At 60.7% G+C, this 23,320-nt stretch carries 22 protein-coding genes and 3 pseudogenes; 14 read left to right on the top strand and 11 right to left on the bottom strand.

From position 1 onward, the window contains the following. Window positions 1-69: 69 nt before the first annotated feature. Together RGCCGE502_RS33475 and RGCCGE502_RS38610 are read right to left on the bottom strand one after the other, a co-directional pair. The gene (locus RGCCGE502_RS33475; protein ID WP_016558671.1) at window positions 70-273 is read right to left on the bottom strand and encodes a cold-shock protein; all 204 of its coding nucleotides are present in this window, start codon (window positions 271-273) and stop codon (window positions 70-72) included. Between the two features lie 373 nt (window positions 274-646). Continuing rightward, entirely contained in the window at window positions 647-976 is a 330-nt protein-coding gene (locus RGCCGE502_RS38610; protein WP_016558670.1) for a hypothetical protein, read from the bottom strand. Window positions 977-1,315: 339 nt separating this feature from the next. Between RGCCGE502_RS38610 and RGCCGE502_RS33465 the strand changes: the two genes are divergently transcribed. From RGCCGE502_RS33465 to RGCCGE502_RS33435, 5 genes and pseudogenes are all read left to right on the top strand, one after another. Continuing rightward, window positions 1,316-2,260 (top strand): DUF3991 and toprim domain-containing protein, encoded by a 945-nt coding sequence (locus tag RGCCGE502_RS33465; protein ID WP_244441840.1) that lies wholly within the window; start codon window positions 1,316-1,318, stop codon window positions 2,258-2,260. 738 nt (window positions 2,261-2,998) lie between these two features. Next, window positions 2,999-3,585, top strand: a pseudogene (locus RGCCGE502_RS36290) (hypothetical protein). Window positions 3,586-3,885: 300 nt separating this feature from the next. Further along, window positions 3,886-4,846: pseudogene (locus RGCCGE502_RS33450) on the top strand (ArdC family protein). 554 nt (window positions 4,847-5,400) lie between these two features. Next, window positions 5,401-6,511: pseudogene (locus RGCCGE502_RS36280) on the top strand (IS110 family RNA-guided transposase). A 550-nt stretch (window positions 6,512-7,061) separates the two neighbouring features. Continuing rightward, complete coding sequence (locus RGCCGE502_RS33435) at window positions 7,062-7,385, top strand: DUF736 domain-containing protein (protein WP_016558663.1); 324 nt, start codon at window positions 7,062-7,064, stop codon at window positions 7,383-7,385. Window positions 7,386-7,648: 263 nt separating this feature from the next. Here RGCCGE502_RS33435 and RGCCGE502_RS37690 read toward each other — a convergent pair whose 3' ends face one another. Beyond that, on the bottom strand, window positions 7,649-7,882 hold the full coding sequence (locus tag RGCCGE502_RS37690) for a hypothetical protein (protein WP_019280639.1): 234 nt from the start codon (window positions 7,880-7,882) through the stop codon (window positions 7,649-7,651). 307 nt (window positions 7,883-8,189) lie between these two features. On the opposite strand from RGCCGE502_RS37690, the gene RGCCGE502_RS37685 reads away from it, so the two are divergent. After that, on the top strand, window positions 8,190-8,351 hold the full coding sequence (locus RGCCGE502_RS37685) for a hypothetical protein (RefSeq protein ID WP_016558661.1): 162 nt from the start codon (window positions 8,190-8,192) through the stop codon (window positions 8,349-8,351). 30 nt (window positions 8,352-8,381) lie between these two features. On the opposite strand, the gene RGCCGE502_RS33425 is transcribed toward RGCCGE502_RS37685, so the two are convergent. Continuing rightward, window positions 8,382-8,639: a WGR domain-containing protein gene (locus tag RGCCGE502_RS33425; protein WP_040676250.1), complete on the bottom strand. Its 258-nt coding sequence runs from the start codon at window positions 8,637-8,639 to the stop codon at window positions 8,382-8,384. A 517-nt stretch (window positions 8,640-9,156) separates the two neighbouring features. Next, window positions 9,157-9,624 (bottom strand): thermonuclease family protein, encoded by a 468-nt coding sequence (locus RGCCGE502_RS38605; protein WP_016558658.1) that lies wholly within the window; start codon window positions 9,622-9,624, stop codon window positions 9,157-9,159. 699 nt (window positions 9,625-10,323) lie between these two features. Here RGCCGE502_RS38605 and RGCCGE502_RS33405 point away from each other — a divergent pair. Next, window positions 10,324-10,551 carry a hypothetical protein gene (locus tag RGCCGE502_RS33405; RefSeq protein WP_016558656.1) on the top strand — a complete coding sequence of 76 codons (228 nt, stop codon included), beginning with the start codon at window positions 10,324-10,326 and terminating at the stop codon, window positions 10,549-10,551. A 6-nt stretch (window positions 10,552-10,557) separates the two neighbouring features. Here RGCCGE502_RS33405 and traG read toward each other — a convergent pair whose 3' ends face one another. From traG to traC, 3 genes are read right to left on the bottom strand one after another with little or no spacing between them, the layout of a single operon-like run. After that, window positions 10,558-12,480 (bottom strand): Ti-type conjugative transfer system protein TraG, encoded by a 1,923-nt coding sequence (traG, locus tag RGCCGE502_RS33400; RefSeq protein WP_016558655.1) that lies wholly within the window; start codon window positions 12,478-12,480, stop codon window positions 10,558-10,560. Then, window positions 12,473-12,688: a type IV conjugative transfer system coupling protein TraD gene (gene traD / locus RGCCGE502_RS33395; RefSeq protein ID WP_016558654.1), complete on the bottom strand. Its 216-nt coding sequence runs from the start codon at window positions 12,686-12,688 to the stop codon at window positions 12,473-12,475. Before traD ends, traG begins: the two co-directional genes overlap by 8 nt. A gap of 4 nt (window positions 12,689-12,692) precedes the next feature. Beyond that, complete coding sequence (gene traC, locus RGCCGE502_RS33390) at window positions 12,693-12,989, bottom strand: conjugal transfer protein TraC (RefSeq protein ID WP_016558653.1); 297 nt, start codon at window positions 12,987-12,989, stop codon at window positions 12,693-12,695. 256 nt (window positions 12,990-13,245) lie between these two features. Between traC and traA the strand changes: the two genes are divergently transcribed. The 6 genes from traA (at window position 13,246) to RGCCGE502_RS38595 (ending at window position 20,143) form a co-directional block, all read left to right on the top strand. Beyond that, the gene (gene traA, locus RGCCGE502_RS33385; protein WP_016558652.1) at window positions 13,246-16,557 is read left to right on the top strand and encodes a Ti-type conjugative transfer relaxase TraA; all 3,312 of its coding nucleotides are present in this window, start codon (window positions 13,246-13,248) and stop codon (window positions 16,555-16,557) included. Further along, on the top strand, window positions 16,554-17,120 hold the full coding sequence (gene traF / locus RGCCGE502_RS33380; protein WP_016558651.1) for a conjugative transfer signal peptidase TraF: 567 nt from the start codon (window positions 16,554-16,556) through the stop codon (window positions 17,118-17,120). The genes traA and traF overlap by 4 nt, the downstream gene beginning before the upstream one ends. Continuing rightward, window positions 17,110-18,273: a conjugal transfer protein TraB gene (locus RGCCGE502_RS33375; RefSeq protein ID WP_016558650.1), complete on the top strand. Its 1,164-nt coding sequence runs from the start codon at window positions 17,110-17,112 to the stop codon at window positions 18,271-18,273. Before traF ends, RGCCGE502_RS33375 begins: the two co-directional genes overlap by 11 nt. A gap of 15 nt (window positions 18,274-18,288) precedes the next feature. Then, window positions 18,289-18,903 (top strand): TraH family protein, encoded by a 615-nt coding sequence (locus RGCCGE502_RS33370; RefSeq protein ID WP_016558649.1) that lies wholly within the window; start codon window positions 18,289-18,291, stop codon window positions 18,901-18,903. Window positions 18,904-19,316: 413 nt separating this feature from the next. Beyond that, entirely contained in the window at window positions 19,317-19,928 is a 612-nt protein-coding gene (locus tag RGCCGE502_RS38600) for a nucleotidyl transferase AbiEii/AbiGii toxin family protein (RefSeq protein ID WP_019280635.1), read from the top strand. After that, complete coding sequence (locus tag RGCCGE502_RS38595) at window positions 19,925-20,143, top strand: hypothetical protein (protein ID WP_016558646.1); 219 nt, start codon at window positions 19,925-19,927, stop codon at window positions 20,141-20,143. The genes RGCCGE502_RS38600 and RGCCGE502_RS38595 overlap by 4 nt, the downstream gene beginning before the upstream one ends. Window positions 20,144-20,313: 170 nt before the next feature. Here the strand turns inward: RGCCGE502_RS38595 and RGCCGE502_RS33360 are convergent, their stop codons facing one another. After that, complete coding sequence (locus tag RGCCGE502_RS33360) at window positions 20,314-20,550, bottom strand: helix-turn-helix domain-containing protein (RefSeq protein WP_016558644.1); 237 nt, start codon at window positions 20,548-20,550, stop codon at window positions 20,314-20,316. 196 nt (window positions 20,551-20,746) lie between these two features. On the opposite strand from RGCCGE502_RS33360, the gene RGCCGE502_RS33355 reads away from it, so the two are divergent. After that, a complete protein-coding gene (locus RGCCGE502_RS33355; protein ID WP_016558643.1) occupies window positions 20,747-21,067 on the top strand; it encodes a transcriptional repressor TraM in 321 nt (106 codons plus the stop codon). 3 nt (window positions 21,068-21,070) lie between these two features. On the opposite strand, the gene RGCCGE502_RS33350 is transcribed toward RGCCGE502_RS33355, so the two are convergent. Further along, entirely contained in the window at window positions 21,071-21,775 is a 705-nt protein-coding gene (locus tag RGCCGE502_RS33350; RefSeq protein WP_016558642.1) for an autoinducer binding domain-containing protein, read from the bottom strand. 220 nt (window positions 21,776-21,995) lie between these two features. Further along, complete coding sequence (trbI, locus tag RGCCGE502_RS33345; RefSeq protein ID WP_016558641.1) at window positions 21,996-23,318, bottom strand: IncP-type conjugal transfer protein TrbI; 1,323 nt, start codon at window positions 23,316-23,318, stop codon at window positions 21,996-21,998. Window positions 23,319-23,320: the final 2 nt, after the last annotated feature.

Raw genomic sequence — 23,320 nt, 5'->3', positions numbered from 1 at the left:
CGCTTGCGAGCGGCAGCAGTAACGGAGGCTTTGCTGCGCCCGAGACGGCCGATCCCATGATTGCGGAAATTAAATAAGCCGTACGTTTTCAGCTTTCGACTTGCCGGTCTTGCGATCCTGGCCGACCTCGTAGCTCACCTTCTGTCCCTCAGTGAGAGAGCTTCCATACTGCAAGGCAGACACGTGCACAAACACGTCAGCCCCGTCATTATCCGGGGTGATGAAGCCAAATCCTTTGTCTCCATTGAAAAACTTAACCGTACCAGTGGCCATGAACAAATCCTCGACGCTTTCACGGCCGATTGCCGCTTCCGGAAGATTTAATGCGACAGAGTTTTCTTCGCAATCGGTTGCCCTCATCTTATTTGTCACTGTCGCGGCAAAATTGGGTCGTCCCCAGGATTCGGCGAGAACCTCGCGATGGAGCCAAATCTGTTGGCAGTCGCGTCATATGAGACGATGATCGGCAGCCGGTGTGAAAATACGCGAGGGTAAACACCAGGCAGCCCTTCGCCGCGCGAGGCGCGCTGCCGCGATCTTTCGCCGGTTGATCACCGTGCGGGGTTGCGACTTCAGGCCTGCACTTGGCATCTCTCTGGCCGCACTTGCTGACGAGGTGGAAGCAGCGGTGGGAACGCCGCCGGTTTTACGGTCGACGACCCCAGGGGATCCGGAACTGGTATTCGATTTTATTCTCGGCATTCCCGCTCGAGGCAGCGCCGGCTGGACAGGCGGGCGAAGGATCCGCTCTGTGCCCTGTTAAAGTCACCATTTGCGCCGGCTGAAGGAACCGCTCATCCGATTCGTCGTCTGGAATGGCAATGGATTGATGATCGACATCCGCCTCTTCGCCGGAGGGGTGCAGGTGAAGTGGGCTTGATCTGGACAGGGACCGCTCGCGCAGGAGCGCCGCATACAGGCGGCGCATTTCATCGGACTCGATCGTCCCTGCCGTCCAAAGCGCAACCAGTTCCATGAAACCCGGGTCTTCATCGATCCGGATCCCTTGCGCCTTCCAACGCGGATGACCCGTTCGGCTATGTCCCTGCGTGAATCCATTGTCACTTCCCTATGCCGCCCTGCCACTTAACCGATGAGATACCAAGATGCGGGGTTCTTCGCCAGTTGAAAGCGCCTGATGTCACGCCGGCCGCCCGGGATCTGTTTTCGGGAGCTTGCCGGCTGGAGCTATCGGCGTGCCGCTTGCGAGCGGCAGGCCGCAAAGGAGGCTCCGCCGCGGCCGACCTTGCATGATTCACCAAATTGCCAGCCGCGCCCTTGCGGCCTTTGCTCTTCGCGCCCGCTGAAGTGGCCGATGAATAGAACCGACGAGCAGGACGCGATCGGAAGAAGGATGGAGAGAAGAGAGATAGAGGCGCTACGCGACGCCGTAAGCTGCGCGGCTGTGCTGGAACAGGCCGGATTTGCGATTGATGTCAGGGAAAGCACCCGTCGGGCGGTAAAGTTTCGACGCAGCAGTGAGATCGTCATCGTCACGCATCAAGGGCGCGGGTGGTTCGACCCGCTCAGCGAGGCGAAGGGTGATGTCTTCGGGCTCGTCGAGCACCTGGATCGCGCCAGCTTTCACGAGGCAATTGAAAAGGTCGCGGCTCTGGTGGGGTTCGAAATTTCCGCGCCCGAATGGCAACCTCAAAGCCCTGCCGCGGAATCCGAACTTTCCCTTTCCGATCGTTGGCGAACACGCCGCCGCCCATGGCCTGGCTCATTGACATGGCGCTACCTGCACGACGAGCGCTGCCTTCCGACATCCCTGCTCCGCACGGCGATCAAACGCGACCTCCTTCGCGAAGGCCCACAAGGCAGCCTATGGGCCGCTCATACGAACAATGCGGGCGACATCACAGGCTGGGAGGCGCGCGGTCGGCAATATCGTGGCTTTGCCAGCGGGGGAGCGAAGGTTCTGTTCCGCCTCGGCCCTTACGCTGCAATGCGCTTGGCCGTGACGGAAGCTGCGATCGACGCCATGAGCCTAGCGGCAATCGAGCGGTTACGTGATGACACGCTCTATCTCAGCACCGGCGGCGGCTGGTCTCCGATCACGGCCGCAGCCCTTGGCGCGCTGGCTTCACGCCCCACCGTTCAGCTTGTCGCCGCCACCGACGCCAATCCCCAAGGCGATCTGTTTGCCGAGCGATTGCGCGCGATTGCCCATGTGGCCGCCTGCGATTGGATGCGGCTCCGCCCACCGAAAGAGGACTGGAACGAGGCCATGAAGGCTCGGGCGAAGCAAAGGAAATGAGAACAGGAAAAGCGACGGTGGGAGGAAGGAAGAGGAGGCGTGGCGCATGCGCTCCGGCGGCGTCAAGGAAGGCTCCGCCCGGCCGCGATGTCGGCGGCATGACCGAGGTGATCGCGACGGTCGGCGGCAAGCGCGGCGACGACGCGTGTTGCCGGTTGTCGCCGTGAAGCATTGCCGCCCCTGACGGCGGAGCAGCAAGCGGCGCTTCTGGCCTACGCCGCCAGGCATCGGCGACGCTGGAAATCAATCCTCAACAATGATGGATGGGCGGGCCGCCTCATGAAGATAGCGGTCTGCTGCGCGGCCTTCGCAACTCGCGCGGTCCGAGCTGGCTGCAATCCTACCGGTTGCCCAAGCTGATCAAGCGACTGGCCGAGCGTTCGTGTCGAGCGCGTGGGGAAGACAGAATTCCCCGGAAGCGCGTGTTCGTTCATTCGAGGACGTCATCTTCCTCCCCACGCCGGATCGCCCTTCGGTTTTGCTGCCGTCTGAGCCGGCGTCCGTACGCTTCAAGGCCGCTGTCGCGCCGCGGCGCGGCCGGACCCCGCCGTCGTTCTCGGAGCAGGCTCGCGTGCTCCGTCGAGGGCAGCTTGCCCTCGTCGCAAGCAAACCGGCTCCGCTCGTCCAGGTGGGGCCGGACCCTGAAGCGCCCTTCTTTCCGCCGGTTCCAGGTGACCGCACCGAAGGGCAAGCCGGCATAGGCCGGAGCCGCTCCGGACGACTTCGAAAGGAAACGACATGGCCAAGCCTACACCCTCCTCCCGCCAATCCACGCGCGTCGCGCAACTGCGCAAGGGCGCAACCATCGAAATGGTTCGGCTCAACTGCCCCGACACCAGCCAGGCACTTAAGATCGCCGAGAGTTTCGGAACCGCCGTCATCGACAGCGACGGCATCCGCGACTTGCAGGAGCGGATGGCACGGAGAAGGCCGATGCGCTCGGCGACGGCCTTGGCGACAAGGCCATGCAGATCCACCTGCAGCGGATCGTCGGTGCCTACGTCGGCTGGGCCCACGGCGCCGGCAAGTTCTACAGCCGCGCCGTCACCTAGGCGCGCGATGCCACGGCCAAAGCCGCCAACGATGCCCGCGACGAGGACCTGGACGGTCCCGTCGGCTATGATAGCGCCGCTCAGCGCAAGCGCGAATTCGCCGCCGACATGGGCATACAGGCCCATGCGCTCAGAATGGCGGCCGAAGGCGCCATCGCCGCCTAAGTCCAGGTGATCGGCGAGACCTGGAAACCGTTCGTCCGTCCCGTCGAACAGCCCGGCCACGCGCTCTACCGCAAGGCTACCGAAACGCAGATCTCCGCCTTCGACTGACCACTTTCGGCGGGGCTTCGGCGCCGCCTTTTTCCATCAACTCGAGCCGACCGCTTCTTGGCGGACCGGCCCCTTTCGTGTCGCGAACCCTCGCCAGCAAGAAAAAGGAAATGAAGTCGATGGCACGCCCGTCGTGGCCCGTTTCTTGGTAGGGTCTGCAGGAGCCGCAGACGGACGCAACGTCTTTGCCGTCCTCCACTGCGTTGCGGCCGTTCCGGTGCATCCGCCGGCTAACTGCTCCTGCTTTCGCCCCTCCGTAACGGGCCGCGACGGGCGCGGCCTTGAAACGGAGGTTTGGATATGAGTAACACAGAAAATCAGCGGGTCGATCTCTACAGCCGGATCACCGACAAGATCATCGAAGACCTGGCAAAGGGCGTGCGGCCTTGGATGAAACCATGGAATCTAGCGAACGCGACTGGTCACATTACCCGGCTGCTGCGTTACAATGGGCAACCGTACTCTGGCATCAACGTGCTGCTTTTGTGGTCGGAGGGTGTCACGCGAGGTTATACGTCATCCACGTGGATGACGTTCAAGCAGTCCCTTGGATTGGGGGCCGCGGTCCGCAAAGGCGAGACGGGCACGACCGTCGTCTTCGCCAGCCGTTTCACCAAATCCGAAACCGACGGGAACGGCGGCGAGATCGAGCGGGAAATCCCCTTCTTGAAGGCATACAGCGTCTTCAACGTCGAACAGATCGAGGGACTCGCGGACCAGTATCATCACCGCCGGTGTCGGTTCCGGATCCCGTCGAGCGCATCGGGCACGCAGATCGGTTCTTCCGGAACACCGGTGCTTCAATTCGTCATGGCGGCAACCAGGCCTTCTTTGCGCCAGCCGCCGATATCTTCCAGATGCCACCATTTGAGAGCTTCAAGGATGCGGCAAGCTACTACGCGACCTTGAGTCATGAGGTCACGCATTGGACGGCGCCGGCCCATCGCCTCGGTCGCGACCTCAGCCGCTATGCCAAGGATAAATCTGAGCGAGCCCCGAAGAACTGATCGCCGAGCTCGGCAGTTGCTTCCTGTGCGCCGATCTGGGGATTGTTCCCGAGTTCGAGCCCCGCCCCGACCACGCATCCTACCTCGATTCCTGGCTCAAGGTCCTGGCCGACGACAGACGGGCGATCTTCCAGGCGGCTGCGCATGCGCAACGGGCCGTGACTTTCCTGCATTCGCTGCAGCCCGACGCGGCCGACGAGCGGCTCGCTGCTGCGGCCGACAACTCTCGACCGTCGGTCGCGATGGGCGTGTAACGATCCGTCGCAAGTTGTAGTTTGTCCCCAGATCGAGTTTTCCCGGTCTATCGGCTTGCGCTTCCGGGACGGCTTGATTTCGACGATAAACGGCTTTGCCTGCTGATGCTTGGATCCTCCGGGCGACGGCTCGCGAGGCGCGACGATGGCGCGGAGCGGGCAATGCACCGCCTCATGCTCGGTGGTTCTGCGAGGTTTGGGTTTCGCACGTGGACAGGACAGCGGACCGGTCGTTGCAGCATTCGGAAGCAGTCGAGGGACAAACCGCCATTGCCATATTCCTTCGACCACTGCGCCGGGCCACGGGCTCGATGAGGCATGTCTGATCGAAGACCGGCTTCGCCTCGATCGTCCTCCAGCACCGGCCCTTCATTTCATTTCGGCCTTTCAGGTGCGGTCCGATCGTCCCCGATCCTTGCGTCAGCCATCGAGATCCTATGAGTAGTGGCGGTGATCTGTTCTGACCAGGTCGAAAATGCCGTTGCGGAAGGGAGCAGGACGATGTCGCAAGAAATGGTCATGCAGCAGGTACTCCTCAAAGGGAACTAGGGGCAATATTCGCCCCCATCGAATTGAGCAAAAAGACGTGGCTGCTAAACACAATGTCACCGGGCGTCGGTGAAAGAGGTCCCGCCACATTATCCCCGGAGGCGACATTAGCACTCTCTTCGCCCAGCTTCCGGCCTTGAGGCGGAAGGCCGACGACCGAACCGGCCGTCAGTATCCAAGGCCGTCAGTATCCATTCGGTATCATCCAGGAGGCCGGCCTCGATGGCTTCTGGGGTCACCGCGCGCTGACAGCAGAAGGCTATGAAAGCCATGTTGTCAACGCAGCCTCCATTGCTACATCACGGCGCAAGCGGCGGCTAAAGACCGATAGGTTGGACGGAGACTTTGAGCCGAGCTTTACTTGCGTTCAAACGCGGAACGCCGCGGGTCTGCTCATGTCGCGTGTTCCGAATCCGGACGAAGAAGCTCGTCGGGCGCATCGTTCGGGAGCGAAAAGTTCTGATGGAAAAGCGCATCCGACACAGCAACCGTATCAAAGGTCTGCTCTTCTCGCAGGGCATCACCGGTTACGATCCCTTTCGTCGCGACCGACGACAGCAGCTGGAGATGCTTCGCACGGGCGACGGGCGACCTTTGCCGTCAAACATGAAACGGCAGGTCCTGCGAGAGGTTGCGCGCATGGAGCTGCTGATTGACCAGATCAAGGAGGTCGAGGCAGAGTGTAACGATATGCTTATTGAAGAACGACAGTCTGCTCGAGAGGTGGCTTTACTGTCTAAGGTCGTCGGCATCCGGCCCGAGCTCGCTGCTGTGCTGTGGGGCGAGGGTCTGTTCCGGCACTTCAACAACCGGCGGCAAGTTGCTGGGTATGCGGTTTAGCACCAACGCCTTGGCATTGGTTCGATTGATCGGGAACAGGGGATCGGCAAGTCTGGGAATCCTCGGCTCCGATCAACTCTGCTGGAGATGGCCTTGATTTGGCTCAGGCACCAGCCATCATCAACGCTCAGTCGTTGGTTCAATGAGCGGGTCGCGCAAAACGGCGGCCGCTTCAAGAAGGTGATGATCACGGCGCTGGCGCGTAAGCTGGTGGTGGCACTTTGGAAGTACGCCAGTGCGGGCGTCATTATCGAGGGCGCGGTAATCAGGCCGTGACCACTTAAGCGCATACCAGTTCGGCACAGGCCTGATGAGCCTCGCCGGAACCGGGTGGACGACCGAATTGCGGCTTAGCTTCAAACGCCGTCATCGAATGGTCTCATCCTCCTGAGCCTTCGCCGCCGCAGGCGGGATTATGGTGTGGCCGTTGGAACGCCGATCGGATATGAGGTTGATACGTACGTGGCGCGGATCAGAAACGGGCTCAGACTAAGGTTCACTGGACGAACTCAGATCTGCCAGCAGTGCCGGCTCACGATTGGAAGTCCGTTGCCAGCATCGTTCTCGCGAGACCGGTGTCCGGAAGCCGCCCCTTGCGACCTCTCTTCAGGCGGGTCTGGCGCCAATATGTCCTAATCCTGCAACGGCTTCGCCGAACTTCTTCCCCTGCAGCTTTGCTGCATTCCTCGCGGGAAAACAAGTCCTGCTTTCGCCGTCCTGCGCTAGCGCTGCGGTCCCTTTGGGATGCAGTCGGCCAGATCGGCGCCTCACGACCGCTATCGAGGTCGCAAGGGGCGGCTTCGGCAACTCAGTAAGGAGAACGACAATGGCTACCATCGGAACCTTCCAGCAATCCGGTAACGACTTCAACGGCGAGATCGTCACCCTTTCCCTCCAGACCAAGAACGTACGCATCGTTTTTGATACCCGCTCCAGCGGCGACAACGCTCCCAGCCACCGCGTCTTCGTCGGCCGCATCGAAATCGGAGCAGCCTGGTCCAAGCAGTCCACTGAGGGCCGCAACTACCTCGGTCTCAAGCTCGACGACCCGAGCTTCACCGCTCCGCTCTACGCCAATCTTGTCGAAGACGAAGATGGCAAGGCCTTCAGCCTCATCTGGTCGCGGCCAAGCCGCCGCTCCGGTGACTGACATCTCCCAGAGTGACGCCCCGTATCTGGGGCGTCACGAAAAACCGCAACCCGTCGCTCGAACAACAACTTGACGAGTGGTCCTTCATATGAGGCCGCGATGGGCGCGGCCCGCAACAGCAAAGGAATACGACAATGGCAACCATCGGCACCTTCAACACTTCCGAAACCGGCTTCAACGGCTCGATCCGCACGCGCCGGCTCCGCCGGTCGCTGCCGCGCTCCTTGACCCCGTCATCTCCTCCCGCCCAGCGGTCTCGTCTTTCACGAACTTAAGGAGATGAGATGATGACGATCTAACTGCACATCGAAGAACTTCGCCTTGAATTGAAGAACGCCTGCGATGCCGCCGAGCGCGCCGCCAGATCGGCCCAGGCTGATCTGGCCGTGACGCTTGCCGAACAAGACGGTGCGATCGATGCCGAGCCGCCCTTTTGACCGGCTCTTTTGTAGCTGGACGGGGAGCCGGTGCGCCGGATCGGGCTTCCCGGCTGTCAAGCATTTCACCTCTCGATACCCCGCCGCCTCACGCCAGACACGGTCCGCTATCGATCTCAGCGAGCGCAACCAATCGCAACTCTCCTTGTCGACGAGCTGTCATCTCTCATCGGGAATATTGCAGCCCGTGCGTCGGGCCGCAACCTGGCGCCGCCAGAATTTTCCCCGCCGCATTCCGCGGCTCCTCGCGGATCAAAATGCAGCCGCCGCCAGGTCCTCCACATCCGTTTCGGCCTTGCCAGGTGCAACCCTCCTTTCCGGTCCGCCGTCGATCCCCGCAATGACGCAATCGACAAGGAGATCCATCATGCAACAGCTCGCTCAGTTCCTCGCCGCAACCGGCCGCCGGCTCCGTGCCCTCGACAAGATGATCAGCCACTTTTTTCGCGAGGGAAAACTCGCCGTCAAGATCCCGTTCTTCGTCGAGATCAAGGTTTCCTTCGAGACCGACTGGAACAGGCGCCGATAAGGCATCATGGTCCGCTTCGGCGCGGCATTCTCATGTTGGAACGGAGGTGCGCGGACGATAGCCGCGTTTTCGTTTCCGTCGCAGCAGATCGAGAAACAGTTCAACGGCTTCCTCTTCCCGCCCGAAATGGTGGACCATCATCTGACCCTTTGTGCCGATGCGGCCCCACTTCCTGAGCAGGCAGACATCCCCGAACAGGTTGGGCTCGATCGACATGGCGTAGTAGCGCGCCATGTTTCTGGCGGAGTCAGAGCGTTCGATATAGAGATGGTAGGGTTGCGCGATCATGAGATCAGAATCGCCGATCAGCGGAATCGCGTCCAACGAGACTTATGAATCGGTCGGCAGGGATTGATTCATATCGCTGATGGCATGCCATCGCTTGCGCGAATTTGCCTGGATGCCGGTCCGTGCGGCGGGCGACCATCGATAAGGAACTTAAAGGAATTGCGCGGGGTTTCCCTTCAAGACTGGGCTTGGCACAAATAGCGTCTTCGACTGCCGCCGAATCTCGAACATCCAATAAGAGTGGCCTATTTCCGGGAGCTTCGCCTGTTTCAGGCGTGCGCTGGCGCAGGTTTCTCTCTTCGCCCGGATTTCATCTCTGAGAAGATTATGGATCTCGAAAACAGCTGAGGATGTCACATGAAAGGCTATCTTCCCTATGTCATCGGCGCATCGTTGGGCGCCATCTTTGCGATCGCCGTGTCTATTCTTTTCGCCCTCGATGGGATATTCTAGCTTGCGGTTTTGGCGCTGCTGCCGGTCCGGTGCTGCGCTGGTCGAGCACTTCTATTATCGCGGGTCACGAACGCGCTGATGTGACAATCCATCGTCGGGCCTCTGTCGATCGAACGTGCAAAGCCGAAAGTCTTTGGGCGAGACGCCTGCGGCGTACGGTTCTATTCGCGATGCTCACGGTGCCCAAAAACGGTCTCCGTCCCATCCGGGTGACGATCCTCTCGCAACTCCTTACTCGCACTATAAAAGTCTTGCGCCGGGCAAGACCCTCATCGATGAGGCGGTCGCGGAGAGATCGCCCCTCCCGCGTAACGTTCCGGAGTTTTCGACCATACTTGTTCTCGTCCCGCAAACCTGATGACATCGAGAACCTCCCCGCGTTCAAAAGCGTGAGCAGGCGTGCCTTCGCCGCCTCGCCCTTGATCCGCTCCGCCTCGCAGCGAGGAGGGCTGAGTTCCGGCGTGTCGATATCCGCAATGCGGATTTTTTCTCCCCCAAACCAAAAAGTGTTGCCATCGACGACGCAATTCATTCGCACGCTCTCGCCGCGCAACGAAAGCACGGCCTGAGACGTATCCGTTGTCGGTATTGACAAGAGCCAGCACGCTGGAGAGATCGCCAGCGCCGCCGAGGGCAAGCCAACCACTCGCTCCAATGATGATGGCTGAGATGACCTACATCAGCGACTTGCGCGGGCCGTTCTGTCCCGTTCGGAATTTGGCTGCGGCCGATATCGATCGTTCCCGCTGCTGTTTTTGCGCCGTGCTTTCATCGGCACCACATCCGATTTCGCCACGTGCCCGTCCTCTGCTGTTTGGATCAATCTACGTCGAGTTTCGTCCGTCTTTATGAACAGGCCGGCCTCAGGTGGTGTTTAGGAGCGGGGCGCAGTCGGTCCCGCCTCCCCTTCGGGCCACTATGTTGAGGCTCCTGCGGCTGCGCTTTTTCCCGCTACTTGCACGACGAGAATTCCCGAAATCCCGCCCTCTGGCGGACGCTCACGCTGATTTCTCCGATACTCTTCATTGTTTTCGATCGGCCTTGCTGGCTGCGTTGCGCGCCGGCCGATCGGATAGATTTCAAGCTGGCAAACGAAACGCATCTTGCCGTTTTCTCGTCCGAGGGTTCTGGAAGAGCGGCGGAAGGCGGTATTCGGCGTTGCGCTATGGCTCATGTACTGTCATTTGTGCGGCCGAGTGTATGGGCGCGGAAAATTATCAAAAGGTTGATCATGGACGGTACGGTTCAAATTGGAAGCCGCGGCGACTTCGGTCTCTGGGCAATCGAAGTCGCCAAACAGATTGTCGGCGAGCAGGGCTTCGAGCTTGCCCAGGCCGCGCGTGACGGCACGGAGGATGATCTCCGTACTGCAGGCAATGCTCTGGGGCAGGCGATTACCAACGCGCTGCTTGAAGTCTTCGATGGGCTGCTGGACGAGCCGCCCGCCGATGCGCCTTGACCGATCTTACGGCTTGTCCGCGGTATCGCGGAAGAACGAGTTCGGCTTCACACATGCCTTCATGTCCTCACGCCTAAACCAGATTGCGCGCCCACACCGGAGCGGCGCGTTTCCGGCTGTAAAGACGATCTGCTCGTCGGCACGCATGCGCAGCACCTCATGCGGCTGGATCAGAGGTCTGGCGGCAAGTTGCTTCGATCGCGTGCGCGACGATCTTTGCGACTGGACACTGCGGCTGACCTGATCGATCTCTACGGTCGTCATGCCGCAGCGGCGCGAGATGTAGTCGGCCGTCTCGGAATCGTTGATGGCGGCGAATGAAATCCAGCTTGCGCTCTCGAACCACTTGCTTGCCGCGTCTCGGCCGCCATAGGTTTCACGCATCTGGCCGATCGACTGGTAGATTGTGGTGAGCGTGATTCCATATTTGCGGCCTGCGTCACGCGCGGTTTCCAGGATGCGCATGTATCCAAGGCGCGCCACCTCATCGAGAAGGAAGAGCGCCCTGCCCGGCATCTCGCCGTTGCGGTTGTAGATGGCGTTCAGAAACGAACCAATGATGACGCGCGCCAAGCCCGCATGCGTCTCCAATGCCTTGAGATCTACGTTGATGAACACGTCCGTTTTTCCATCTGCAAGATCACCCGTCGTAAAGGCCTTGCCGGAGACCAGGGCGGCGTAGTTCGGGTAAGACAGCCAGTGTGTTTCCTTGACCGCGTTGGCATAAACGCCCGAGAATGTTTCCGGCGTCATGTTGACGAAGGCCGCGACATTCTCCTTTACGAAATCCGAACTTGAATCGTCATAGATTTCCTGCAGCCGCTGGCGCAGCTGAGGTTCCGGCTCGGACAAGTTCTTGCGCACTTGCCGGAGTGTCTGGTCGTTTTCCGGCGTGTGGCCGGAGAGGCAAGTGTCAGCAATCAGCGCAGTGAGCAATTGCAAGGCCGAGGCGCGAAAGAAGTCCTCACGGACGCCACGCGCGCCACCGCTATCGCTCATGATCCACGATGCGACGGAGGCGATATCCTCCTCTTTGGTTCCCCCGAACCGGCCGATCCAGTCGAGCGCGTTGAAGCCGATTTCTGACTGTTTCGGATCGAGCACGAAGACGTCGCGATTGGCGTCGCAACGGTGCTTCGACACCATTGGCGCAACCTCGTTCGAGGGGTCGAGGACGACGAGCGCCCCGCCCCATTTTAGCGCCGTAGGGATCGTGACTGATGTCGTCTTGAAACCACCGGATCCGGCGAACACGATGCCGTGTGATGAGCCGAACGAGCCATCGAAGCAAAGCAGCGGCGACTTACCACCTGCTCCCCAGGTCTCGGCGCTGTCAGCGCGAAACGAGTGTGCCGCGCTGCTATCCCTGTCGACCCGGTAGCGCTCGCCGATGACGATGCCGCCGCTCTCGGCAAAAAGCTTTTCTGCTTGCGATAATTTCATCCAGTCGGCCTCGCCATGCACCGCCCGTTTTCCAACGATGCGCTTGGGCTCGGGCCTGGCGAACGCGGCGTTGCCCGCAATCGCCACCCGCGTGCCCAACAGCGCCGACAGCAGCACCGTGGCGGCGCCGATCGTCGTTGCTGGATCGAGATAGTTGAAGATGGATTTGCCGGCTGGGATTTGTCCGAGAAACGCGGAGAGCCTCGATGCCTCGCGCAGGACCGCGAGGACGAGCGTCGCTGTCGCGCCCGTGACAACGCCCCATCCTGCCGTCCTGATCCGCACCGAGCCGGCGCTCGCAAACGGAAAGAAGATGCCGACGATTGACGCGGCGACATAGGGCAGAGCGATGCCCGCACGGCCGAGCATCTGCCGGGCGGCATCGCTCTTGCCGAAGTGGGATAGCCAGTGTTCGATCCCGGTCATGCCGATGGCCGTCAGCATCATCAACGCGCAGGGTGCAACGAGCAGCAGGATCCTAGTCATCTCTCTCTCCGAACGCTTCAGCACCGAGTGCGGCAAGCCGTGAGCGCTCCTGTGCATCTCCCTTCAGCCGCGCGGCTGCATCGATGAGGAGCCCGAGCAGCAGCGCCCGCTTCTCGTAGCGCAGCCCCGCCTTAACGATCAGTCCGCCGAGTTCGATCTTTTCGCGTGTGTCCTTCTTGCGGACATCCGAAGTCGTCGATCTTCGCATCCGCTCAAGCCTCGTCAGTCCTGCCCTCAGCCGCGCCAGGCGGGTTCTGCGCGGTGGGCGTGCTGCCCTCGCCTGCGCCGCCTGCCCCCTTCCCTCCGGTCGTACGGGCCTTGCCCCCGCGAAAGCGTTTTACCAGATCCTCGAATGCTACCTGCAGTTCACCCTCGTCCATCTCGATCTCACCGAGCCCCGCTTTAAGCGCGATCCGGCCGATGCGTTCGGCCTCCCGGGTTTCGGCGAGCTTCAACTGCTCCTGGAGCCTGGCGATTTCGTCGCGGATTTTCGAGGATGGTTTCTTCATGTCCGGATAGCTCCTTGGGTGCGAAAACTTGTCTCTCGGACCCCATCTTCCGGACGTCGGTGTGGAACGCACTACTGTTAATCCTACAATCGCCAAGGGCGATGCTTTCGTGGATGATCCCGGCCGCTCGGCAAGAGCGGCATCCGAAGGGCGCAATTATACGTCGCTGGCGCGACGTTCTTTTGAGAGCGCCCCGGCGGGGCCGAACTCGCTGCCGAACATGTTGATTTTGCTCGCAATCGGAAAGAACTCCGCCGTGGCCGTCCCTCATTTCTCCGTCAGCATCGTCGCCCGCGGCTCCGGCCGCAGCGCCGTGCTGTCGGCGGCCTACCGGCATTGCGCCAAGATGGAGTACGAGCGGGAGGCCCGCACGATCGACTACACGCGCAAGCAAGGCTTGCTGCACGAAGAGTTCGTGATCCCGGCCGATGCACCGAAATGGCTCCGGGCGACGATTGCCGATCGCTCCGTCTCCGGGGCGTGCGAGGCCTTCTGGAATAGCGTCGAAACTTTCGAGAAGCGTGTCGATGCCCAGCTTGCCAAGGACGTGACCGTTGGGCTGCCGGTGGAACTCTCGACCGCGCAGAATATCGAACTCGTGAGGGATTTCGTCGAGCTGCACATCACATCGAAGGGGATGGTGGCGGACTGGGTCTATCACGATGCGCCAGGCAATCCGCATGTGCACCTGATGACGACGCTTCGGCCGCTGACCGAAGACGGGTTCGGCGCCAAGAAGGTCGCAGTGACCAGCCCTGACGGCAGGCCGGTGCGCAACGATGCCGGCAAGATCGTCTACGAGCTCTGGGCCGGTAACCTCGATGATTTCAACGTGTTTCGGGACGGCTGGTTTGCCTGTCAGAACCGACACCTGGCGCGTGCCGGGCTCGAGATCCGGGTCGACGGCCGTTCCTTCGAGAAGCAGGGGATCGAACTCACCCCGACCATTCACCTCGGCGTCGGCGCCAAGGCGATCGAAAGGAAGTCGGCGGAGGCCGAGCGGGACCCTTCGCTGGAGCGGCTGGAGCTGCAGGAGGGGCGCCGGGCGGAAAACGCCCGCCGCATTCAGCGCCGTCCCGAACTGGTGCTCGACCTGATCACCCGGGAGAAAAGCGTCTTCGACGAACGTGACGTTGCCAAGATCCTCCACCGCTACATTGACGACGCCGACCTCTTCCAAAATCTGATGGCAAGGATCCTGCAGAGCCCCGAGACGCTCCGGCTTGAACGCGAGCGGATCGAATTTTCAAGCGGCCTACGTGTGCCGGCGAAATACACGACGCGCGACCTCGTCCGGCTGGAAGCCCAAATGGCCAGCCGGTCGATTTGGTTGGATCAACGCTCCTCTCACAGCGTGGCGGACGCGGTGCGGGACGCGGTCTTCGCCCATCACCTGCGCCTTTCGGACGAGCAGAAAACGGCGATCGCACATGCTACCGGCGGCGAGCGCATCGCTGCGGTGATCGGACGTGCAGGCGCCGGCAAGACGACTATGATGAAGGCGGCGCGTGAAGCCTGGGAAGCGGCCGGTTATCGCGTCGTCGGCGGCGCGCTTGCCGGCAAGGCCGCCGAGGGCCTCGAGAAGGAAGCCGGTATTGTTTCCCGTACGCTTTCGACATGGGAACTGCGCTGGAAGCAAGGCCGCAATCGTTTGGACGACAAGACCGTATTTGTCCTCGACGAAGCGGGCATGGTGTCGTCCCGACAGATGGCGCTGTTCGTCGAAGCAGCGACCAAGTCCGGCGCCAAACTCGTCCTTGTCGGAGATCCGGAACAGCTTCAGCCGATCGAAGCGGGTGCGGCCTTCCGCGCCATTGCCGACCGCATCGGCTATGTCGAACTCGAAACCATCTATCGCCAGCGTGAGCAGTGGATGCGCGACGCGTCGCTTGATCTGGCCCGCGGCAATATCGGAAGAGCTGTCGAAGCCTATCGCGCCCAGGGCTACGTCAGCGGAGCCGATCTCAAGGCCGATGTCGTGCAGGCGCTGATTGCCGATTGGAACCGCGACTACGATCCGCAAAAGTCGAGTCTCATTCTTGCGCACTTGCGCCGTGACGTCCGAATGCTCAACGACATGGCTCGCGCAAAGCTCGTCGAACGCGGCCTCGTCGCCGACGGTTTTGCTTTCCTAACCGAAGACGGTCACCGAAAATTCGCAGCCGGCGACCAGATCGTGTTCCTGAAGAACGAGGGTTCGCTGGGCGTCAAGAACGGCATGCTAGCCAGGGTCCTTGAAGCCGCGCCCGGGCGTATCGTCGCGGAAGTCGGAGAAGGCCAACACCGCCGCCCGGTCACGGTCGAGCAACGCTTCTACGCCAATGTCGATCACGGCTATGCCACTACGATCCATAAGAGCCAAGGGGCCACTGTCGAGAGTGTGAAGGTGCTGGCGTCGCTATCGCTGGACCGCCACCTCGCCTACGTTGCCATGACCCGTCATCGCGAGGACCTCGCCCTCTATTACGGCCGTCGATCCTTCGCCAAGGCAGGCGGACTGGTTCCTATCCTGTCGCGCAGACAAGCCAAGGAAACGACGCTCGAGTATGCCAGCGGCCGCTTCTACGCCCAAGCCCTTCGCTTTGCCGAGGCCCGTGGCCTTCACCTCGTTAACGTCGCGCGCACGGTCGTTCGCGACCGGCTTGAATGGACCGTCCGGCAAAACTCGAAGCTCGGCGAACTCGGCGCACGTCTGGCGACGATCGCCGGCAGGCTTGGTCCGTCCGCTCGCGCGGCCAACACCACTCAATCGCACAGCATCAAGGAGGCAAAACCCATGGTATCGGGCATCACCACGTTCCCAAAATCGCTGGAACAGGCCGTCGAAGACCGGCTTGCCGCCGACCCCAGCTTGAAGAAGCAATGGGAGGAAGTCTCAGCGCGCTTCCATCTTGTCTACGCTCAGCCGGAAGGCGCGTTCAAAGCTGTTAATGTCGATGCGATGCTAAAGAACGAAGCGGCGGCAAAAGTCACGATTGCAAGGATCGGTTCTAAGCCGGAGACCTTTGGTGCGCTGAAGGGCAAGACCGGGCTCCTAGCCGTCCACGCCGACAAGCAGGCCCGCAAGAAAGCCGTCACCAATGCGCCGGCGCTTGCGCGAAACCTGGAACGTTATCTGCGTCAGCGCACGGAGGCGGAACACAAATATGAAGCCGAGGAGCGCGCCGTCCGCCTGAAGGTCTCTCTCGATATTCCGGCGCTGTCGCCGACGGCAAAGCAGACGCTCGAACGTGTCCGTGACGCCATCAATCGAAACGACCTTCCCGCAGGCGTCGAATACGCGCTCGCCGACAAAATGGTGAAATCCGAACTCGAAGGCTTCGCGAGAGCCGTATCGGCCCGTTTCGGGGAACGCACCTTCCTGCCGCTCGCCGCCAAGGACACGACCGGTCGGATCTTCCAGTCGGTGACCTCAAGCATGTCTGCCGGGCAGAAGGCGGAGGTGCAATCGGCCTGGAGCACGATGCGCACGGTTCAGCAACTTTCCGCGCATGAACGCACGACCGAGGCGTTGAAGCAGGCCGAGACGTTGCGGCAAACGAAAAGCCAGGGGCTCTGGCTCAAATGACGCTTCCTGTTCGAACAAGCATGCGAATGTCCGCGCAGCGAAGACAAGCTGCCATCACTCTATCGGTTTCTGCTGCCGCCATCTCAGTGGTAGGGCTGACCGCCTTTTTCGGCGGCTATCGCATCAACCTGACTCCGAGCGAGCCGCTCGGGCTCTGGCAGATTGTCCCGCTCGACCGTTCGCCTGTTGTGGGCGACCTGGTATTCATCTGCCCGCCGGACACAGCCGCCGTGCAGGACGCAAGGGCGCGCGGTTATCTCCACTCCGGCCTTTGCCCCGGTCTTCTCGCGCCGCTCATCAAGTCGGTGGTCGCGGTCGCCGGCCAACGGGTCGAGATCGCTGCCGAGGTGAGGGTCGATGGGCGCCTGGTTCATGCTTCCGCTGTCGCCGAAAAGGACGGGGAAGGTCGGCCGCTGACGCGTTTTTCGGACGGCATGGTGCCGCACGATGAGGTCTTCCTGCATTCGTCCTTCGCCGGCTCGTTCGACTCCCGCTACTTCGGGCCTGTGCCGGCATCAGGCATTCTCGGTCTGGCGCGTGAGGTGCTAACCTATGCGCCATGATTGGGTTTGGCCAACGCAGCTTATCATCGCCTCGGTCGGCGTCGGAACGGTGGCATGGAGCGGCAAAGTTCTGTTGTTGCCGCTGGCGCTCGGCTTTCCCGTCCTCTGGGCGCTGTCGACATCTAGGTTCGCAGCAACGCTCGTTTCCGCCGCATATTTCCTGTCGGTGTCGCGCGGTCTGCCGCAAGGCGCGGCCACCTTCTATGCCGCAGATATCTGGCCGGGCCTGCTGCTGTGGCTGGCTGCCTCCGCAAGCTTTGTAGCCGTGCATGCGCTCCTGTGGACCAATGAGGCTGGCCCTCGTCCGGGCCGCTATGTTCTGGTGGCCGTCCTGATGGCAGTTCCCCCTTTCGGCATCACCGGCTGGGCGCATCCCCTCACGGCCGCAGGCGTCTTGTTTCCGGGATGGGGATGGTGGGGACTGGCCGTCACGACAGCCGGCCTGGCGGGCCTCGTTTCCCGCCTCTGGCCAGCTGTCGCCATAGGCCTAACTGGCTTCTGGCTCTGGTCCGCCGCATTCTGGACCGATCCGAAGCTACCGGAAGCCTGGCGGGGCGTCGATCTCGAATTGAGTGCCTCGCTCGGGCGGGACACCAGCATGGCCCGCCACCGTGATCTGATTGCAACGGTCACCGAACGAGCGTCGGGCGGTTCTCGAACTGTCGTCCTTCCCGAGAGTGCCTTGGGCTTCTTTACGCCGACGGTCGAGCGGCTTTGGATACGCGCGCTATCCGGTCATGACGTGACCGTCCTGGCGGGTGCGGCAGTCGTCGGCGCGGCCGGATACGATAACGTGGTTGTCGCGATATCTGCGGGTGGCGGTCGGATCCTCTATCGGGAACGGATGCCCGTTCCCGGCTCGATGTGGCAGCCTTGGGAACCGCTCTTCGGCGGTAAAGCCGGCGCGAAAGCGCACGTCTTTGCGAACCCGGTCGTGGCGGTTGGATCCGGCCGGGTGATGGTGCTGATCTGCTACGAGCAACTGCTCGTCTGGCCTGCCTTGCAATCGATGCTCGGTGATCCGGATGTAATCGTTGCGGTCGGCAACGGCTGGTGGACTAAGGGAACGTCTATCGTCGCGATTCAGCGCGCCAGCACCGCCGCCTGGGCAAAGCTGTTTTCCAAGCCGCTGGTTTTTTCTTTCAACACGTGATGCCGAGGAGGGCCCATGCTCGACGCCGCCCTGATCAAAGACTGCGCCGACCCTTCGCTCAAACCCGCAATCGTCGAGCCCTTCGTCTCGGCGGCGGGGTCTGCCGATCCACTCGCCGTAACCGTCCGCTCGGGCGGGCGGTTGATCCTCGTGCCGAAGGCCAGATCCCCTGACGAGGCGATGGACATCGTGCGCCAATATGCCGGCAAGGCTGTCGTTCGTGTCGGTCTCACGCAGTTTCCGGCCGGTGTGGGCGTCAAGGACCCGGCCGATCTCAAACCGGATTTGGTCGATGCTTGCCAGAACCTGCGCATGGGAACGGTGATGTTCGCCAAGATCATGAGGATCGTCGCGAAATGGTATGGCAACCCTAAGAGCGCCGACGCCTTCCCGCAGATATTCGAGGACGCGGTCTATGCTTGGAAAACCGGCGAGTTCGAAGGCGTCGGTGTGTTTCAGGCGGAAGATCCGGGCGGCCCGATCACAAATCAGGCTGAGCCGAGGGACGGCGGGGAAGCTGAGCCTGCGGATGAGGAAACTCCTGCGCAGACCGATGCGGAGCCGCGGGAGCCGCAAGAAGTCGGGAAAGCTGGAATGCGGATTGACCTGTCAAGGATCGGCGGAAAGTGATGGGCGCAAAACTCGAACATCGAAAGGCTACTTGAAGCGCCAAGCGGGGCAGGTAGCCTACTTAGCCTTGCTACGTGTCGGGTGTTTGCAGAAGACGTTGATCATGTACCAGCCGAAGACATTGAAGCAGAAAGTCCAGAATCGCGTCACGAGAACGAAGAAGACCGATGTTTTTCTTCCACGGGATTTTGCTGACCTCAGCGGTGAGGACCAGGTCCTGCGCGCGCTCAGGTCTTTGGTTCACGATGGCGCACTATTGCGGCTGGGTTATGGTGTCTATGCGCGTGCCACGAGATCGCGCTTATCGGGCCGGCTCATGGTTGCCAGCTCCAACGGCTTTCATAGCGCGGCACTTCAAGCGCTTGACAAGCTGGGTATACCCTGGGAGCAAAGCGACAGCACAAGAGCCTATAATGAAGGCGGTCGACGCAAGTCCTGGCGAACTCGACTGTCAAGGTCAAGGCACGCTTCAACCGGCGGCTATCCGATGGCCGCACTCCGGGTTGAACGATAAGCCGGACCTGAAAACTCTTCTTGAAGTGCAGGAATACTTTGGCCTTCCTTCGGCTGCCCTGGTCGAAAAGGACTGGTTCGTTGTTCGGGCCTTGGCTGCCATACACGATGTGCAGGTCGATGGGCTTATTTTGGCATTTGGTGGGGGAACAGCGCTGGGCCGCGCATATCGCCTGCTAGAACGGATGTCGGAGGACATCAACCTGCGCATCATAGGTGAAAAGGCAAACTCTCGCAGTGCGCTCAAGCGCCTGCGAGGCGAGGTGAACGACCGGCTTCAAGCGGCGGGTTTTGTGGCAGACGGCAATTATGTCGTCAAGCAAAATGACCGGTACGTCCGCTACGATCTGCCTTATGAAGCTATCGCAAAAGGAGAGGGCGTCTTGCGCCCGGAGATCAAGATCGAGTTGGCCGCATTTCCGATTTGCACCGCCTCCGAAAACCGTTCGGTCTCTTCCTTGTTGCCGAAGCCACGGGCGCGACTGCGGAAGCCGAAGACGTCGCATGTATGAGACTGGTGGAAACCGCAGCAGACAAGTTCGTTGCCCTCGGGCGTCGGGCCGGCTCAGCTTTCGCTGGGGTTGAGCCCCTCGACCACACGCTTGTCCGGCACGTCTACGATTTATCGCGAATGGGTGGCCACTATGATGTGGATGAAGCGGCCGCGATCGCCTTGAGTACGATGAAGGCTGACGCCGAAAGCCGAGGCGGCGAATATGCAGTGTAAAAGGCCAATCCCAGGGCTGAAACGCTCCGCGCGTATGATGTTATGGCCAGCGACGGGAAGTTCGCGGAAGGCTATGCCAGGTCGCTCGGTGAAATGGTGTATGGCGAAAAGCCTGAATATGCGTCAGCGTTTGAGAAAGTACAAAAGATCGCCGAACGGATCCGCAACGCCTAGGTCCGACGCACCTGTGAGGTGGGACCGGCTACTGACAAGAATTCCCTTGGGTCGACGTCCAAAGCCTCTGAGATCTGGCCGAGGACGGTGAGAGTGGCCGACGTTTTGCCGCGCTCGATGGAGCCAATATGGCGCATGCTCAGACCAGTGCGGTGGGCGAGTTCTTCCTGCGTCAGCTTTTTGCCATGACGTATTCGACGCAAGTTTGTCGCCATGACCTCGTTGAGATCCATGGCGTGAGCGGAACCTGAATTGAAACTGTTCTTCCAGGAAGTATAGTTCCTAATCCGCGCGGTGCGTGTTATTGGTCCTAGCCTGTTGTCTTTCCGAGTCGTCGAAAATGCTTGTCGACGATTCAGGCCGTGCAGCGGCGGCGCAAACGTTATAGCGTGGTATTTTGAGTGGTGACGATGTGTTGAGGACATGCGGATGACGGAGTGTACTGCATCCGGAGAACCTGCGCGCAACAAGGCAGGCTCGCGCTACAGTTCGCTCAAGAAGGACGAGCTGGAGGCCTTGGCAGTCTCAGCAATCCTGGAACATCGGCGCCTGCTCGACGCCGACGAAGCTGTCTACGAGGAATGGCTTCGGGCTAGCGGCGATCCACTAGTCTCAAGTGATGTTGCTCAGACCCTGCAGGATGAATATCTGGCGAGGCAGAAACAGGCTCAAGGCCAGCAGGAAGAACTTTCCGAGATCCTTGATGCCCTTGGCTATGTCCCTGTTGTTCCGTCAGGGGAAAAGGACTGACGATCAGAATAGTCCCCGGTCCTTCGCGATGGCGACGAGTTGAGGAATGGTCTTGGCCTCGAACTTCCGACGCGCACTGTCCAGATAGTGTTGGACCGTTCTGGCATTGATGCCGGTAATCATAGCGATTTCCGGTACGCTCTTCCCCTTCATCGCCCACATGAGGCACCTCCCCTCCCGCGGAGAAAGCGCCTGTCTCGGCGCCACGACCGATGCCGCACCCACTATCTTCAGGCAGTAGTGTATCGCCATGACAGCCTGCGTTGCCTTTCGAGCGTCGCGCAGTCTCGGTACTTCCGACTTTCGTTCCGATGACGCTAATGTCAGCATCACCGTAGAGCCATAACTTCCTTCAACGGGAATGGTCACCCCACTGCAAATACCGTGCTCGACCGCCTTGTCACGAAACTGCCGGAGTTCGGAGGAGCCGCGATCCGGCCAGTCGTCGGCCGTCCATGCGAACATATCCATCCGGCGCTTGGCCTCCGTCACGACGGGGTCGATCCGCGCGTAGCGACTGGCAAGGTACACTCCCTCCCACGGCCTGGGATAAGAGTTGAACGTTTTTACTTCAGTGCCTTCGGTTTGCAGATAGGCAAATCGCTCGAATCCGCATGCCTTCGCAAAACTCTTGACTGCGTTCTTGATCATACGTTCATCGTGCGAGGCTTCGGCCATATCGATAAGAGAGCGAAAGTCTTCGTCCACTGACTTTTTTCCTGCCTTGCGCAAGTGTCTGGTACTTACACCAGGGCCGGCTGAGCGCCGGTCCATGCGCAACCGGATTCGGAGTCGCGAAGGCTGCTGGCGATGCCTCAGTGGCGCACAAATATGACTAATTACGTTCTCCGCGTATTCAAGGCCTGGTCTATCTAAACTGTGACCAAAGAATGGAAGATTTTACCGCTTGGCGGATCATCTACGCATCTTAAAACCATCTGCGAGGCTTTGAACGCTCGCTGTTGGTTGACGGGAAAATGATATCCTGACCCACAAGGACATTGAATTTGTAACCAGGGCGTATGCGGATCGTCGGTTGGACGTTCAGGTTTTTAGAGATCGTCTCCTGGGCTGTCCGGCCGAAGCTTTCTCCGAAATTCCGTCTTGCCGCGTCGGAAGCGTTTTCCTGCGCTGCAGGCGTTGAGCTTTGCGGCACGGACATGTCGATCCCGGCCCCGATCAACGCGATCAGGGCGGCTGAACCGAATGTTTTCCAGAGATGGCGATCGACCTCGTCTTCGAACCCGCCGTAGCCCTCGGCATCGGTGCCGGCCATGCCGCCGATCTGCAGCGTCGAGCCATTCGGGAAAATGAGATCAGTCCAGACGACGAGAACCCGCTCCTGACCGAACGAGATTTTCGAGTCGTAGCGTCCAAAGAGCTTGGTGCCCTGCGGCACGAGAAGGCGGTATCCGGTGGCACTGTCATAGACGTTCTGACTGATCTGCGCGGTAATACGTCCCGGCAGGTCGGAATTCAGGCCGGTGATCAGCGTGGCCGGGATCACCGAGCCGCGCTTGAGCTCATACGAAGACATCTGCGGCACGACCTGGGTCGGCAGATAGCCGAGGTCTTGGATGTCCTGGTTGAAAAAATCCTCCTTCGAGCTCTGGGCGTTCGAATCGACGTTCTGCCCCATAAGGCCCGCTTTCAACGCGGTCGCATAAAGATCGCTGGCGTTGTTGGTCCTTCTGTCGGGGTTCTGGCGACCGATATCCTTGCTGTTTACCGACGCTCTATCCGCGTCTGAGATGTCCACCTTGAGCGGCGAATCCAGCGCCGTCGCGCGTGCCTGAAGCCGCGCCATTCGTTGGCGCTGCGCTTCGCGAACATATTGTTCGTCCTGCTCACGTTTCAGACGCGCCTTCCATTCCTCGTCTGACTCCATACGGGAACGCCGGTCCTCCGGCTCGACCGGCCGCCGCTCGGCAACAGGCTCTTCCTTCTCGACTTTCTGCTCGATGATAGGTGTCGGCTGAAACGTGTCGCGCTCAACCGGTTCGGCGATGATGCCGTCGGTAACGCCACGCTTGAGCTGGTCGCCGAAATTGGTCGCTGGCGTGTTGGAGGCGCGGTCAATGTCGTTACCGCGGCTGAAGTAAAGTCCTCGCCATGACAGGCCGATCACGACGATGCCGCAAAACAGCACGACAAGGACGATAGTGAGGATGATTGGCAGACGGTTGAGGCGACGCATGGCGTTCTGATCGTGGGCCTGGCTGGATGCGCCGAGTTGGAGCGATTGCACCATGG

It is taken from the genome of Rhizobium grahamii CCGE 502 (assembly GCF_000298315.2).
Lineage (GTDB): Bacteria > Pseudomonadota > Alphaproteobacteria > Rhizobiales > Rhizobiaceae > Rhizobium > Rhizobium grahamii.
Note: the sequence above shows the minus strand (reverse complement) of the source record. Positions and strands in the feature narration are given on the sequence as shown.

Coding starts and splice junctions, on each gene's coding strand:
- RGCCGE502_RS33435 (WP_016558663.1), top strand. CDS start 7,062: ATGGCTACCATCGGAACCTTCCAGCAATCCGGTAACGACTTCAACGGC.
- RGCCGE502_RS33375 (WP_016558650.1), top strand. CDS start 17,110: ATGCGCCATGATTGGGTTTGGCCAACGCAGCTTATCATCGCCTCGGTC.
- RGCCGE502_RS33425 (WP_040676250.1), bottom strand. CDS start 8,639: ATGATCGCGCAACCCTACCATCTCTATATCGAACGCTCTGACTCCGCC.
- RGCCGE502_RS37685 (WP_016558661.1), top strand. CDS start 8,190: ATGCAACAGCTCGCTCAGTTCCTCGCCGCAACCGGCCGCCGGCTCCGT.
- RGCCGE502_RS33405 (WP_016558656.1), top strand. CDS start 10,324: ATGGACGGTACGGTTCAAATTGGAAGCCGCGGCGACTTCGGTCTCTGG.
- RGCCGE502_RS33465 (WP_244441840.1), top strand. CDS start 1,316: ATGAATAGAACCGACGAGCAGGACGCGATCGGAAGAAGGATGGAGAGA.
- RGCCGE502_RS33360 (WP_016558644.1), bottom strand. CDS start 20,550: ATGGATCTCAACGAGGTCATGGCGACAAACTTGCGTCGAATACGTCAT.
- RGCCGE502_RS33355 (WP_016558643.1), top strand. CDS start 20,747: ATGACGGAGTGTACTGCATCCGGAGAACCTGCGCGCAACAAGGCAGGC.
- RGCCGE502_RS33370 (WP_016558649.1), top strand. CDS start 18,289: ATGCTCGACGCCGCCCTGATCAAAGACTGCGCCGACCCTTCGCTCAAA.
- RGCCGE502_RS38605 (WP_016558658.1), bottom strand. CDS start 9,624: ATGAATTGCGTCGTCGATGGCAACACTTTTTGGTTTGGGGGAGAAAAA.
- traD (WP_016558654.1), bottom strand. CDS start 12,688: ATGCGAAGATCGACGACTTCGGATGTCCGCAAGAAGGACACACGCGAA.
- traC (WP_016558653.1), bottom strand. CDS start 12,989: ATGAAGAAACCATCCTCGAAAATCCGCGACGAAATCGCCAGGCTCCAG.
- RGCCGE502_RS38595 (WP_016558646.1), top strand. CDS start 19,925: ATGAGACTGGTGGAAACCGCAGCAGACAAGTTCGTTGCCCTCGGGCGT.
- RGCCGE502_RS33475 (WP_016558671.1), bottom strand. CDS start 273: ATGGCCACTGGTACGGTTAAGTTTTTCAATGGAGACAAAGGATTTGGC.
- RGCCGE502_RS38600 (WP_019280635.1), top strand. CDS start 19,317: ATGAAGGCGGTCGACGCAAGTCCTGGCGAACTCGACTGTCAAGGTCAA.
- traG (WP_016558655.1), bottom strand. CDS start 12,480: ATGACTAGGATCCTGCTGCTCGTTGCACCCTGCGCGTTGATGATGCTG.
- RGCCGE502_RS38610 (WP_016558670.1), bottom strand. CDS start 976: ATGGAACTGGTTGCGCTTTGGACGGCAGGGACGATCGAGTCCGATGAA.
- traF (WP_016558651.1), top strand. CDS start 16,554: ATGACGCTTCCTGTTCGAACAAGCATGCGAATGTCCGCGCAGCGAAGA.
- trbI (WP_016558641.1), bottom strand. CDS start 23,318: ATGGTGCAATCGCTCCAACTCGGCGCATCCAGCCAGGCCCACGATCAG.